Below are 11767 nucleotides of genomic sequence, written 5' to 3' on the forward strand. Positions count from 1 at the left end.
AAACAAAAAAACTTTTATATTTCGAGGAGGATTTCCATAATGGGAAAAGAAAAATTCGACCGCTCCAAGCAGCATGCTAACGTTGGTACAATCGGTCACGTCGACCATGGTAAAACTACACTAACTGCAGCAATCGCAACAGTTCTAGCAAAAAGACTAGGTGGAACAGCAGCATCTTATGCTGACGTTGATAACGCACCTGAAGAAAAAGAACGCGGTATTACAATCAATACTTCACACGTTGAGTATGAAACTGCAACTCGTCACTACGCACACGTTGACTGCCCAGGTCACGCCGATTACGTTAAAAACATGATCACTGGTGCAGCACAAATGGACGGCGGAATCTTAGTTGTTTCTGCAGCTGACGGCCCTATGCCACAAACACGTGAGCACATCTTGCTTTCACGTCAAGTAGGCGTTCCACATCTAGTTGTCTTCATGAACAAATGTGACATGGTTGATGACGAAGAGCTTCTTGAGCTTGTTGAAATGGAAATTCGCGACCTTCTTTCTGAATATGACTTCCCTGGCGATGACATTCCTGTCATTAAAGGTTCTGCTCTTAAAGCGCTTGAAGGCGACGAAGGCTATGAAGATAAAATTATGGAACTTATGGCTGCTGTTGACGAGTATATCCCAACACCACCACGTGATACTGAAAAACCATTCATGATGCCTGTTGAGGACGTATTCTCAATCACAGGACGTGGAACTGTTGCTACTGGTCGCGTTGAGCGTGGAGTAGTTAAAATCGGTGATGTTGTTGATATCATCGGTATCGTTGAAGAACCAAAAGCTACTACTGTAACAGGTGTAGAAATGTTCCGTAAACTTCTTGATTATGCAGAAGCTGGCGACAACATTGGTGCACTACTTCGTGGGGTATCACGTGATGACATCCAACGTGGGCAAGTTCTTGCTAAACCAGGAACTATCGTTCCACACACGAAATTTACATCTGAAGTTTATGTTCTTTCAAAAGAAGAGGGTGGACGTCATACTCCATTCTTCTCTAACTACCGTCCACAGTTCTACTTCCGTACAACTGACGTAACTGGTGTTATCGAACTTCCTGAAGGCGTAGAAATGGTTATGCCTGGAGATAACATTGAAATGACAATCGATTTGATTGCTCCAATCGCTCTTGAAGAAGGTACGAAGTTCTCTATCCGCGAAGGTGGACGTACTGTAGGCGCTGGCGTTGTAGCAACAATCCTTAAATAATTATTTCTTAAAACCGCCCTTTGTGGCGGTTTTTTTGTTGCCTAGGAAACTATAAAATCTCGTTAAATGGACAAGCTACAACATAAGGATTACTCATTGAAGATCCTGACTCTGATGCTGCGCTAAAAATTCATTGACAGAAGAAATATCCTCTGCTATCTTAATAACTATGCTTCATCACTTTAGCTGGATAAAGAAACAAATCATAGGGGGAATACAAATGAATGCAGTTATTATCGCCATAGTCGTTATGTTGGCTTTAAGTTTATTACGGGTGAACGTTGTATTAGCCCTAGTTGTAGGTGCGATTGTGGGAGGATTTACAGGAGGCTTATCAGTTGATGAAACGATTGTCTCGTTTACTGGTGGTCTAGGTGAAGGAGCAACAATTGCCCTTAGTTATGCATTACTTGGTGGATTCGCGGTAGCTATATCGAAGACTGGCATTCCTCAATTGCTTGTTGAAGCTATGTTGCGGATTGTGAAGAAAGAGGGGGAGCCTGATCGTACAGCACTAGGAAAAGTATTGATTGTCTTAATGCTTCTAGCGATGGCCATATTCTCGCAAAATCTTATTCCAATCCATATTGCATTTATTCCTTTATTGGTGCCACCGATTATACATGTCTTAAATATGTTGAAAATAGATCGTCGTCTCATTGCATCTGTTCTGACATTCGGGTTAACAGCACCATATATCTTGCTTCCATATGGATACGGTTTCATCTTCCATGAAATTCTTGCTAAGCAAATGGCGGCAGCGGGTATGGCGATTGATATGGCGGACATACCGAAAGCGATGGCACTTCCTGTTCTTGGTCTGTTCGTAGGACTGTTAATTGCTATTTTCTTCTCTTATCGCAAGCCGAGAGAGTATGAGGACAAGCAGTTAAAAATCACTGAAGAAGAGGTGGTTGTTAAAACACGAAATATCATCTTTACAGTACTAGCACTTATTGGCACACTTGCTGTACAGATACCAACACAGTCTATGATTGCAGGTGCGGTGACTGGGATTGCGATTCTGTATATTACGGGAGCACTTAAGTGGAAAGATGCTGATGGTTTAATCAATGAAGGAATGCGTATGATGGCATTCGTAGGATTTGTCATGATTACAGCAAATGGATTTGCTGCTGTGCTTCAAGAGACAGGAGATATTGTTAAGTTGGTGGAATACTCGAGCACTGCTCTAGGGGATAATAAGGGGATGGCAGCATTCGCTATGTTACTTGTCGGGTTAATCGTTACAATGGGTATTGGATCATCATTTGCGACAATCCCAATTATTGCATCGATTTTCGTGCCGCTTAGTATGGCGTTTGGATTCAGTCCGTTAGCCATCATTGCACTTGTTGGGACAGCAGCGGCACTCGGTGATGCTGGTTCGCCTGCATCTGACTCTACGCTTGGGCCAACTGCGGGACTTGATGTCGATGGACAACATAATCATATATGGGATACATGTGTACCGACATTCATTCACTACAACATTCCGTTGTTGTTGTTTGGTTGGGTAACAGTCATGCTCTTTAATTAAGTAGTCAATAGTCCGAGTTAGTACTCTCGGACTTGCAATGAGTGAGAGAAAGAATTATAATAATAAAGTTGAGAAAAGAATTTCGCCAAGGCACTTGCGTTATTCTTTTTTTATGTGTATAATATTGAATGTTGGTCTTTGACTGCGATGAAGCGAGAGGTTGCCGACACACCAGGCCGCTTTGCCATGGCATGTGTGTGGGAAATTTTCGTGGAGAATGTCTATAACAAAATAGGCGCAAGGGAGGGAAAATAATGGCAAAACAAAAGATTCGTATTCGTTTAAAAGCATATGATCATAGAATTCTTGATCAATCAGCTGAAAAGATCGTAGAAACAGCAAAACGTTCGGGTGCTAGTGTATCGGGTCCGATTCCACTACCGACTGAAAGAACTGTCTACACGATTCTTCGTGCGGTGCATAAATACAAAGATTCGCGCGAGCAGTTCGAAATGCGTACTCACAAACGTCTAATCGATATCGTTAATCCGACACCACAAACTGTCGATGCTTTAATGAAACTCGATTTACCATCAGGCGTTGACATTGAAATTAAACTTTAATCGATACTAAATAAAGCACACATTAATTCAGGAGGTGGACTAAATGACCAAAGGAATCTTGGGAAGAAAACTCGGTATGACGCAAATTTTTGCTGAAAACGGAGATCTTATCCCGGTAACAGTGATTGAGGCTGGACAAAACGTTGTTCTTCAAAAGAAGACTACGGAAACAGACGGCTACGAATCAATCCAAATCGGATTTGAAGATAAACGCGAAAAGCTTGCTAACAAACCTGAAAAAGGGCACGTTGCAAAAGCTGATACTGCACCTAAGCGCTTCATTCGCGAATTCCGCGAATTAGACGTTAGTGGCTACGAAGTTGGTCAAGAAGTCAAAGTTGATACTTTTGCTGAAGGCGATATCGTCGACATCACAGGTACATCAAAAGGTAAAGGGTTCCAGGGTGTTATCAAGCGTCACGGATATTCACGCGGACCTATGACCCACGGATCACGTCATCACCGCGCACCAGGTTCAATCGGATCTGTTGACGCTCAACGTGTATTCAAAGGTAAAAAAATGCCAGGTCGTATGGGTGGCAAAACAGTAACAGTTCAAAACCTTGAAATTATACGAGTTGATCTTGAACGCAACTTGCTACTAGTTAAAGGTAACGTTCCTGGAGCACGCAAATCACTTTTACAAGTGCGCAGCGCTATCAAAGGAAACTGACTACTAAAGAAAGGAGGAAACAGGAATGCCTAAAGTATCCGTATTAAATCAGGCAGGAACTTCTGTCGGAGACATCGAACTAAATGAAGCAATCTTTGGTATCGTACCAAACGAATCTGTTTTATTCGAAGCATTGGTTCAACAACGTGCTTCATTGCGTCAAGGGAATCATAAAGTAAAAAGTCGCGGCGAAGTTGCTGGTGGAGGACGTAAACCATGGCGTCAAAAAGGTACAGGTCGTGCCCGTCAAGGTTCAATCCGATCACCACAATGGCGTGGAGGTGGTATCGTATTCGGTCCATCACCAAGAAGCTATAGCTACAAATTACCGAAGAAAGTCCGCAGATTGGCTCTTCTTTCAGCTCTTTCTACGAAAGTTCGTGAAGAAGATGTAATCGTTCTTGAAGGACTAACATTCAATGCACCAAAAACAAAAGATTTTATTAAAGTACTTGCTGATCTTTCGATTAACAGAAAAGCGTTGATCGTAACAGCTGACTTAGATGAAACTTTGGCTTTGTCTGCACGTAACATCCCTGGAATCAGTGTCGTAACAGCGACAGGTATTAACGTACTTGATCTTATCGGTCACGATAAACTTGTTATGACTAAAGCAGCAGTTCAAAAAATAGAGGAGGTGCTAGGTTAATGGAAGCACGTGATATTATAAAACGTCCGGTCATTACCGAGCGTACTTCTGAACAAATGGAATTCAAAAAGTACACTTTTGAAGTTGACACGCGCGCTAATAAATCATTTATTAAGCAAGCTATCGAAGAAGTTTTCGGTGTTAAAGTTGAAAAAGTGAACGTACAGAATTACAAAGGTAAACTTAAGCGTATGGGCAAGCATTCTGGTTATACGAACAGACGCCGTAAAGCGATTGTTACACTAACTGCTGACTCAAAAGACATCGAACTTTTCGAAGTCTAAGTTAAACAACTAATAGATATCTAATTATATGAAGGAGGGAACACAAATGGCGATTAAGAAATACAAACCTACCTCCAACGGACGCCGTAACATGACTACATCCGATTTTGCTGAGATTACTGCTGACAAACCGGAAAAATCATTGCTTGCACCGCTTAAGCGGAAAGGCGGCCGTAACAACACTGGTAGGATTACTGTTCGTCACCATGGTGGAGGCCACAAGCGCCAATACCGTGTCATCGATTTCCAACGCCGGAAAGATGGCATACCAGGACGCGTTGCTACGATCGAATACGATCCAAACCGTTCAGCTAACATTGCTCTAATCAATTACGTAGACGGAGAGAAACGTTACATTCTCGCTCCAAAAGGTCTTGTAGTTGGAGCAACTATTATGTCAGGCCCGGAATCAGATATCAAAGTGGGTAACTCACTTCCACTAGAAAACATTCCAATGGGTACTACAATTCATAACATCGAAATGAAACCAGGTAAAGGTGGACAACTAGTACGTTCAGCAGGAACTTCTGCACAACTACTTGGCCGTGAAGATAAGTATGTTATTGTACGTCTTCAATCTGGAGAAGTTCGCATGATTCTTGCTGTATGCCGCGCGACAATTGGTCAAGTTGGTAATGAGCAACATGAACTAATCAACATTGGTAAAGCAGGACGTTCACGTTGGATGGGTAAACGCCCAACAGTTCGTGGTTCTGTCATGAACCCTAACGATCACCCACACGGTGGTGGTGAAGGTAAAACTGGTATCGGTATGAAGTCTCCAGTAACTCCATGGGGTAAACCGACACTTGGTTATAAAACACGTAAGAAAAACAACAAATCCGACAAGCTTATTGTACGTCGTCGTAAGAAGTAATAGTAATGCACTGCGGTTCAATGATTGGACCGTAGTACAAACACGGAGGGAGGTTCCGACATGGGCCGCAGCTTGAAAAAAGGACCATTTGTAGACGATCATCTAATGAAGAAGGTCGAAGCACAAAGTGGATCTGAGAAAAAACAGGTTATCAAAACATGGTCACGCCGTTCAACAATCTTCCCGACATTCATCGGAATGACAATTGCTGTATATGACGGACGTAAACACGTTCCCGTCTATGTAACTGAAGATATGGTTGGTCACAAACTTGGTGAATTTGCACCTACGCGCACATACAGAGGTCATGGCGCCGACGATAAGAAAACAAGACGTTAATTGAGAGGAGGTTATTCTGATGCAACAAGCAAAAGCTACTGCCCGCACAGTCCGTATTGCCTCTCGTAAAGTCCGTTTGGTCGTTGATCTTATCCGAGGCAAAAAAGTCGGTGAAGCTATCGCGATTCTACGCCTGACGCCAAAAGCGGCTTCTCCGGTTGTAGAAAAAGTTTTGAAATCAGCGATTGCAAATGCTGAACATAACTATGAAATGGATGTCGAAAACCTATTTATCAGCGAAGTATTCGTTGATGAAGGTCCGACTATGAAACGTTTCCGACCACGCGCACAAGGACGTGCGAGCGCAATTAATAAACGTACGAGCCACATCACATTAGTGGTATCTGAAAAGAAGGAGGGATAATTCGTGGGTCAAAAAGTACATCCTAACGGTTTACGGGTCGGTATCATCCGTGACTGGGAGTCTAAATGGTACGCAGAAAAAGACTATGCGACTCTCTTGCACGAAGATTTGAAAATCCGTGAGTTCATCGAAAAACGTCTTGTAGAAGCTTCTGTTTCTAAAGTTGAAATTGAACGTGCTGCAAAGCGTGTTAACATCAGCATCCACACTGCTAAACCAGGAATGGTTATTGGTAAAGGTGGTACTGAGGTCGAAACACTTCGTAAAATGTTGAACGACATCACTGGTAAACGCGTTCACATCAACATCATTGAAATTAAACGTGCGGATCTTGACGCTAAACTAGTTGCAGAGTCAATTGCTCGTCAACTAGAAACTCGCGTATCATACCGTCGTGCACAAAAACAAGCAATCCAACGCACAATGCGTTCTGGCGCTAAAGGAATTAAAACACAAGTTTCTGGACGTCTTGGCGGTGCTGACATCGCTCGGTCGGAACATTATAGTGAAGGTACTGTCCCTCTCCATACATTACGTGCAGATATTGATTATGCACATGCTGAAGCAGACACAACGTTTGGTAAGCTTGGCGTTAAAGTATGGATTTATCGTGGAGAAGTCCTTCCAGTGAAGAAACAGAAGAACTCTGAGGAAGGAGGCAACTAATATGTTAATGCCTAAACGAGTTAAATATCGTCGTGTATTCCGTGGTAAAATGCGTGGTACTACAAAAGGCGGAGCAACAGTTCAATTCGGAGAATACGGTCTACAAGCTCTTGATTCGGCATGGATTACAAACCGCCAAATCGAAGCAGCACGTATTTCAATGACACGTTACATGAAACGTGGCGGTAAAGTATGGATCAACATCTTCCCGCACAAACCATATACAAAGAAGCCTCTTGAAGTACGGATGGGTTCAGGTAAAGGTGCTGTAGAAGGCTGGGTAGCAGTTGTTAAACCTGGTCGTATTATGTTCGAAATAGCAGGTGTATCGGAAGAAGTTGCGCGTGAAGCGCTTCGCCTGGCATCTCACAAACTTCCTATTAAAACTAAGTTTGTAAAACGTGAAGAAATCGGTGGTGAATCTAATGAAAGCTAATGAAATCCGTGACTTAACAACTGCAGAGATTGAGCAAAAGGTGAAATCACTGAAAGAAGAGCTTTTCAACCTTCGCTTCCAACTTGCGACAGGTCAATTAGAAAACACTGCACGCATCCGAGAAGTTCGTAAATCGATTGCGCGCATGAAGACAGTTATACGTCAAAGAGAAATCAGTGCAAATAACTGATGAAGGAGGTTGCAGCCATGACTGAGGAGCGTAACCAGCGCAAAGTATATACAGGCCGCGTTGTATCCGACAAAATGGATAAAACAGTTACTGTTATGATCGAAACGCAAAAGAAACATTCTAAATACGGTAAACGTGTTAAGTATTCTAAGAAATTCAAGGCCCACGATGAGCTGAACGAAGCTAAAATCGGAGATGTTGTTCGTATAATGGAAACTCGTCCATTATCAGCAACAAAACGTTTCCGTCTACTTGAAGTAGTCGAAACAGCGGTCATCATTTAATTAACGTTCGGGTATATAAATCCGGGAGGAGGTAGCCTCAATGATCCAACAGGAAAGTCGTATGAAAGTCGCCGACAACTCAGGCGCTCGTGAAGTACTTACAATTAAGGTATTAGGCGGTTCAGGCCGTAAAGTAGCAAACATCGGTGATGTAGTCGTTGTAACGGTGAAAAAAGCAACACCAGGTGGCGTTGTTAAAAAAGGTGAAGTTGTCAAGGCTGTTATCGTTCGCACGAAGAGCGGAGTACGCCGTAAAGACGGTTCATATATTACATTTGATGAAAATGCTTGTGTTATTATCCGTGACGACAAGAGCCCACGTGGAACTCGTATTTTCGGACCAGTTGCTCGCGAACTTCGTGACAGCAACTTCATGAAAATTATTTCACTTGCTCCTGAAGTTCTTTAATCACATGATAGTGCCAAATCAAGGAGGTGCGACAGAATGAATGTTAAAAAAGGCGATAAAGTTATGGTCATCACAGGTAAAGACAAAGGTAAAACCGGTGTGATCCTAGTTGCTTTCCCTAAAAAGGATCGTGTGCTTGTTGAAGGTGTTAACATCGTCAAGAAACATACGAAACCTAACCAGGAAAATCCTCAAGGTGGAATCATCAGCCAAGAGGCAGCTATCCATGTATCAAACGTCATGGTGATCGATCCTAAGACAGGCGAGCCTACTCGTGTAGGATACAAGATCGAAAATGGCAAAAAAGTTCGTGTTGCTAAAAAATCCGGAGAATTGCTGGATAACTAAGTAACGGATGAAAGGAGGTCCAACAGATGAGCCGTTTAAAAGAAAAGTTTAAAAGCGAAATCACTCCTGCTCTTATGAGCAAGTTTGAATATACATCAGTTATGCAAGTACCAAAAGTCGACAAAATCGTCATTAACATGGGTGTTGGTGATGCTGTTCAAAACACGAAAGCACTAGATGCGGCAGTGGAAGACTTAACAATTATTTCAGGTCAAAAACCTGTTGTCACAAAAGCAAAGAAATCAATCGCGGGATTCCGTCTTCGTGAAGGTATGCCTATTGGAACGAAAGTTACACTACGCGGTGAGCGTATGTATGAATTCCTAGACAAACTGATTGCTGTTTCGTTGCCTCGTGTACGTGACTTCCGTGGTGTTTCTAAAAAAGCATTCGACGGTCGCGGTAACTATACGCTTGGCGTAAAAGAGCAACTAATTTTCCCGGAAATTGATTATGATAAAGTTTCTAAAATACGCGGTATGGATATCGTCATCGTTACGACTGCAAACTCGGACGAAGAAGCACATGAGTTACTAACGCAGTTCGGCATGCCGTTCCAAAAGTAAATAAGAGGGAGGCGTAAACGTGGCTAAAAAATCAATGATTGCTAAACAAAAACGCACACCAAAATTCGCGGTACAAGCATACACACGCTGTGAGCGTTGTGGTCGTCCGCATTCGGTATATCGTAAGTTCAAGCTTTGCCGTATTTGTTTCCGCGAGTTAGCATATAAGGGACAAATTCCTGGCGTCAAAAAAGCCAGCTGGTAAACCCCTAAATTTGGGAAGGAGGTAAATGTAATGACAATGAGTGATCCGATCGCAGACATGCTTACACGCATTCGTAACGCCAATATGGTTCGTCACGAAAAGCTTGAAGTACCTGCTTCAAACATGAAAAAAGAAATCGCAGAAATCTTGAAACGTGAAGGTTTCGTACGTGATGTTGAATATGTCGAGGATAGCAAACAAGGTATCATCCGCATTTTCCTTAAGTACGGTCAAAATAACGAACGTGTTATTACTGGTCTTAAACGTATTTCAAAACCTGGTCTTCGTGTTTATGCTAAAACTAGCGAAGTTCCTAAAGTTTTGAACGGTCTTGGTATAGCCCTCGTTTCTACATCAAATGGCGTACTTACAGACAAAGAAGCACGCGCTAAACAAGTAGGCGGAGAAGTAGTAGCTTACGTCTGGTAATTCGTAACAAATGAATGGAGGTGCACTTGAATGTCCCGTATTGGCAAAAAGCCGATTGAGGTACCTGAAAACGTGACTGTTACTATCGCAGAAGGTAACTTCGTTACAGTTAAAGGTCCTAAAGGCGAACTTACAAACACATTTAACTCGGATATTAAAATTGAACAGGAGAACAACGTGATCACTTTGATCCGTCCTTCTGAATCCAAAGAACACCGTTCTATTCATGGAACGACACGTTCACTTATCAATAACATGGTGGTTGGCGTTTCAGAAGGTTTCGAACGCAAACTTGAACTAGTTGGTGTTGGTTACCGTGCTTCACTTCAAGGTTCGAAATTAGTGTTGAACATTGGTTTCTCTCACCCAGTTGAATTTACACCTGAAGAAGGAATTGAAGTTGAAGTTCCTGCTAACACTAAAATTACTGTTCGTGGTATCAACAAAGAACGCGTTGGTGCTCTTGCATCGAACATCAGAAAAGTACGCCCACCAGAGCCGTATAAAGGCAAAGGGATTCGCTACGAAGGAGAAGTTGTCCGTCGTAAAGAAGGTAAAACTGGTAAATAATGCCGCTTAAGGCATCTGGAAGGAGTGATCACGATGATTACGAAAAAAGACAAGAATGCTACTCGTAAGAAACGTCATGCACGCGTACGTCGTAAAATCAGCGGGACTGCAGCTCGTCCACGCCTAAACGTATTCCGTTCAAACAAGCATATCTATGCTCAGTTGATTGATGACGTGAATGCAGTAACGATTGTAAGTGCTTCTTCAATGGAAAAAGATTTCGGATCTGAATCCAAAGCAGACACTGCAGCAGCAGTAAAAGTCGGCGAGATGATCGCAAAGAAAGCTGTTGAAAAGGACGTTAAGTCAGTAGTATTTGACCGTGGCGGATACCTATTTCACGGCCGTGTGAAAGCTCTTGCAGACTCAGCACGTGAAAACGGTCTGGAATTTTAATTAAGAAGGAGGTATACATTTCATGCGTCGTAATGATCAGAATAAAAGCGAATTCGAAGAACGCGTAGTTACCATTAACCGCGTAGCGAAAGTTGTGAAAGGCGGACGTCGTTTCCGTTTCACTGCTCTCGTAGTTGTCGGAGATAAAAATGGCCGTGTCGGTTTTGGTACTGGTAAAGCACAAGAAGTTCCAGATGCAATCCGTAAAGCTATCGAAGATGCGAAGAAGAATTTAATCGTTGTACCAATGGTTAAAGGAACTACTCCGCACCTAGTGCTTGGACATTTTGGAGCAGGTAAAATCCTTATCAAACCAGCAGCTCCAGGTACTGGAGTTATCGCAGGCGGACCTGTCCGTGCGGTACTAGAACTTGCAGGCATCACGGATATCCTTTCGAAATCACTTGGTTCAAGCACACCAATCAACATGGTCCGTGCGACATTCGAAGGATTATCGAATTTGAAACGCGCTGAAGATGTTGCTAAATTGCGCGGTAAATCCTTGAAAGAACTGTATAGTTAAGGGGGGAAATGCAATGGCGAACAAACTTGAAGTCACCCTTACAAAAAGTGTAATCGGCTCGAAGCCAGCACAGCGTAAAACTGTGGAGGCGCTTGGACTACGTAAATTACACCAAATGGTCGAACATCAAGATAATGTTGCAATTCGTGGCATGATCAACAAAGTAGACCACCTAGTAACAGTTAAAGAACTATAATTACGATTTTTTGAATAAGGAGGTGCCAATGAG

22 protein-coding genes are annotated in these 11767 nt (G+C 42.7%); all 22 read left to right on the forward strand.

The genetic code is table 11. The annotated features are described in order from the left end of the window. The first annotated feature begins 39 nt into the window (after positions 1–39). Positions 40–1227 carry an elongation factor Tu gene (gene tuf, locus ACGLYD_RS20685; protein WP_067204738.1) on the forward strand — a complete coding sequence of 396 codons (1188 nt, stop codon included), beginning with the start codon at positions 40–42 and terminating at the stop codon, positions 1225–1227. Between the two features lie 220 nt (positions 1228–1447). Continuing rightward, positions 1448–2767 (forward strand): Na+/H+ antiporter family protein, encoded by a 1320-nt coding sequence (locus tag ACGLYD_RS20690; RefSeq protein ID WP_399630324.1) that lies wholly within the window; start codon positions 1448–1450, stop codon positions 2765–2767. A gap of 254 nt (positions 2768–3021) precedes the next feature. Further along, positions 3022–3330 (forward strand): 30S ribosomal protein S10, encoded by a 309-nt coding sequence (gene rpsJ, locus ACGLYD_RS20695; RefSeq protein ID WP_067204744.1) that lies wholly within the window; start codon positions 3022–3024, stop codon positions 3328–3330. A 43-nt stretch (positions 3331–3373) separates the two neighbouring features. Further along, complete coding sequence (gene rplC, locus ACGLYD_RS20700) at positions 3374–4003, forward strand: 50S ribosomal protein L3 (protein WP_067204747.1); 630 nt, start codon at positions 3374–3376, stop codon at positions 4001–4003. A 25-nt stretch (positions 4004–4028) separates the two neighbouring features. Then, on the forward strand, positions 4029–4652 hold the full coding sequence (rplD, locus tag ACGLYD_RS20705; protein ID WP_067204749.1) for a 50S ribosomal protein L4: 624 nt from the start codon (positions 4029–4031) through the stop codon (positions 4650–4652). Next, positions 4652–4936 carry a 50S ribosomal protein L23 gene (gene rplW, locus ACGLYD_RS20710; RefSeq protein ID WP_067204752.1) on the forward strand — a complete coding sequence of 95 codons (285 nt, stop codon included), beginning with the start codon at positions 4652–4654 and terminating at the stop codon, positions 4934–4936. Before rplD ends, rplW begins: the two co-directional genes overlap by 1 nt. A gap of 46 nt (positions 4937–4982) precedes the next feature. Further along, positions 4983–5813 carry a 50S ribosomal protein L2 gene (rplB, locus tag ACGLYD_RS20715; protein WP_067204755.1) on the forward strand — a complete coding sequence of 277 codons (831 nt, stop codon included), beginning with the start codon at positions 4983–4985 and terminating at the stop codon, positions 5811–5813. Between the two features lie 60 nt (positions 5814–5873). Next, entirely contained in the window at positions 5874–6152 is a 279-nt protein-coding gene (gene rpsS / locus ACGLYD_RS20720; RefSeq protein ID WP_067204757.1) for a 30S ribosomal protein S19, read from the forward strand. Positions 6153–6171: 19 nt separating this feature from the next. Then, positions 6172–6516: a 50S ribosomal protein L22 gene (rplV, locus tag ACGLYD_RS20725; RefSeq protein WP_067204760.1), complete on the forward strand. Its 345-nt coding sequence runs from the start codon at positions 6172–6174 to the stop codon at positions 6514–6516. 3 nt (positions 6517–6519) lie between these two features. Continuing rightward, on the forward strand, positions 6520–7182 hold the full coding sequence (gene rpsC, locus ACGLYD_RS20730; RefSeq protein ID WP_067204763.1) for a 30S ribosomal protein S3: 663 nt from the start codon (positions 6520–6522) through the stop codon (positions 7180–7182). Position 7183: 1 nt separating this feature from the next. Further along, positions 7184–7618 (forward strand): 50S ribosomal protein L16, encoded by a 435-nt coding sequence (rplP, locus tag ACGLYD_RS20735; protein ID WP_067204766.1) that lies wholly within the window; start codon positions 7184–7186, stop codon positions 7616–7618. Continuing rightward, positions 7608–7808, forward strand: a complete 201-nt coding sequence (gene rpmC, locus ACGLYD_RS20740) for a 50S ribosomal protein L29 (RefSeq protein ID WP_025783856.1) — start codon at positions 7608–7610, stop codon at positions 7806–7808. Before rplP ends, rpmC begins: the two co-directional genes overlap by 11 nt. A gap of 17 nt (positions 7809–7825) precedes the next feature. Then, positions 7826–8092 (forward strand): 30S ribosomal protein S17, encoded by a 267-nt coding sequence (gene rpsQ / locus ACGLYD_RS20745; RefSeq protein WP_067204770.1) that lies wholly within the window; start codon positions 7826–7828, stop codon positions 8090–8092. A gap of 40 nt (positions 8093–8132) precedes the next feature. Further along, positions 8133–8501, forward strand: coding sequence for a 50S ribosomal protein L14 (gene rplN / locus ACGLYD_RS20750; RefSeq protein WP_067204773.1), 369 nt, complete (start codon positions 8133–8135; stop codon positions 8499–8501). Between the two features lie 36 nt (positions 8502–8537). Beyond that, positions 8538–8849, forward strand: coding sequence for a 50S ribosomal protein L24 (gene rplX, locus ACGLYD_RS20755; protein WP_067204776.1), 312 nt, complete (start codon positions 8538–8540; stop codon positions 8847–8849). 26 nt (positions 8850–8875) lie between these two features. Continuing rightward, entirely contained in the window at positions 8876–9415 is a 540-nt protein-coding gene (rplE, locus tag ACGLYD_RS20760; protein WP_067204779.1) for a 50S ribosomal protein L5, read from the forward strand. A 19-nt stretch (positions 9416–9434) separates the two neighbouring features. After that, a complete protein-coding gene (locus tag ACGLYD_RS20765; protein WP_067204781.1) occupies positions 9435–9620 on the forward strand; it encodes a type Z 30S ribosomal protein S14 in 186 nt (61 codons plus the stop codon). 30 nt (positions 9621–9650) lie between these two features. Beyond that, entirely contained in the window at positions 9651–10049 is a 399-nt protein-coding gene (gene rpsH, locus ACGLYD_RS20770; RefSeq protein ID WP_067204783.1) for a 30S ribosomal protein S8, read from the forward strand. Between the two features lie 30 nt (positions 10050–10079). Continuing rightward, on the forward strand, positions 10080–10619 hold the full coding sequence (gene rplF / locus ACGLYD_RS20775; RefSeq protein ID WP_067204786.1) for a 50S ribosomal protein L6: 540 nt from the start codon (positions 10080–10082) through the stop codon (positions 10617–10619). 33 nt (positions 10620–10652) lie between these two features. Then, positions 10653–11015 (forward strand): 50S ribosomal protein L18, encoded by a 363-nt coding sequence (gene rplR, locus ACGLYD_RS20780; RefSeq protein ID WP_067204790.1) that lies wholly within the window; start codon positions 10653–10655, stop codon positions 11013–11015. A 22-nt stretch (positions 11016–11037) separates the two neighbouring features. After that, positions 11038–11538 (forward strand): 30S ribosomal protein S5, encoded by a 501-nt coding sequence (gene rpsE / locus ACGLYD_RS20785; protein ID WP_067204791.1) that lies wholly within the window; start codon positions 11038–11040, stop codon positions 11536–11538. 13 nt (positions 11539–11551) lie between these two features. Next, on the forward strand, positions 11552–11734 hold the full coding sequence (rpmD, locus tag ACGLYD_RS20790) for a 50S ribosomal protein L30 (protein WP_067204794.1): 183 nt from the start codon (positions 11552–11554) through the stop codon (positions 11732–11734). The last annotated feature ends 33 nt before the right edge of the window (positions 11735–11767 follow it).

Origin of the sequence: Sporosarcina sp. SG10008 (assembly GCF_044569405.1) — a bacterium.
GTDB classification, from domain to species: Bacteria; Bacillota; Bacilli; order Bacillales_A; family Planococcaceae; genus Sporosarcina; species Sporosarcina psychrophila.

Coding starts and splice junctions, on each gene's coding strand:
- tuf (WP_067204738.1), top strand. CDS start 40: ATGGGAAAAGAAAAATTCGACCGCTCCAAGCAGCATGCTAACGTTGGT.
- ACGLYD_RS20690 (WP_399630324.1), top strand. CDS start 1,448: ATGAATGCAGTTATTATCGCCATAGTCGTTATGTTGGCTTTAAGTTTA.
- rpsJ (WP_067204744.1), top strand. CDS start 3,022: ATGGCAAAACAAAAGATTCGTATTCGTTTAAAAGCATATGATCATAGA.
- rplC (WP_067204747.1), top strand. CDS start 3,374: ATGACCAAAGGAATCTTGGGAAGAAAACTCGGTATGACGCAAATTTTT.
- rplD (WP_067204749.1), top strand. CDS start 4,029: ATGCCTAAAGTATCCGTATTAAATCAGGCAGGAACTTCTGTCGGAGAC.
- rplW (WP_067204752.1), top strand. CDS start 4,652: ATGGAAGCACGTGATATTATAAAACGTCCGGTCATTACCGAGCGTACT.
- rplB (WP_067204755.1), top strand. CDS start 4,983: ATGGCGATTAAGAAATACAAACCTACCTCCAACGGACGCCGTAACATG.
- rpsS (WP_067204757.1), top strand. CDS start 5,874: ATGGGCCGCAGCTTGAAAAAAGGACCATTTGTAGACGATCATCTAATG.
- rplV (WP_067204760.1), top strand. CDS start 6,172: ATGCAACAAGCAAAAGCTACTGCCCGCACAGTCCGTATTGCCTCTCGT.
- rplP (WP_067204766.1), top strand. CDS start 7,184: ATGTTAATGCCTAAACGAGTTAAATATCGTCGTGTATTCCGTGGTAAA.
- rpmC (WP_025783856.1), top strand. CDS start 7,608: ATGAAAGCTAATGAAATCCGTGACTTAACAACTGCAGAGATTGAGCAA.
- rpsQ (WP_067204770.1), top strand. CDS start 7,826: ATGACTGAGGAGCGTAACCAGCGCAAAGTATATACAGGCCGCGTTGTA.
- rplN (WP_067204773.1), top strand. CDS start 8,133: ATGATCCAACAGGAAAGTCGTATGAAAGTCGCCGACAACTCAGGCGCT.
- rplX (WP_067204776.1), top strand. CDS start 8,538: ATGAATGTTAAAAAAGGCGATAAAGTTATGGTCATCACAGGTAAAGAC.
- rplE (WP_067204779.1), top strand. CDS start 8,876: ATGAGCCGTTTAAAAGAAAAGTTTAAAAGCGAAATCACTCCTGCTCTT.
- rpsH (WP_067204783.1), top strand. CDS start 9,651: ATGACAATGAGTGATCCGATCGCAGACATGCTTACACGCATTCGTAAC.
- rplF (WP_067204786.1), top strand. CDS start 10,080: ATGTCCCGTATTGGCAAAAAGCCGATTGAGGTACCTGAAAACGTGACT.
- rplR (WP_067204790.1), top strand. CDS start 10,653: ATGATTACGAAAAAAGACAAGAATGCTACTCGTAAGAAACGTCATGCA.
- rpsE (WP_067204791.1), top strand. CDS start 11,038: ATGCGTCGTAATGATCAGAATAAAAGCGAATTCGAAGAACGCGTAGTT.
- rpmD (WP_067204794.1), top strand. CDS start 11,552: ATGGCGAACAAACTTGAAGTCACCCTTACAAAAAGTGTAATCGGCTCG.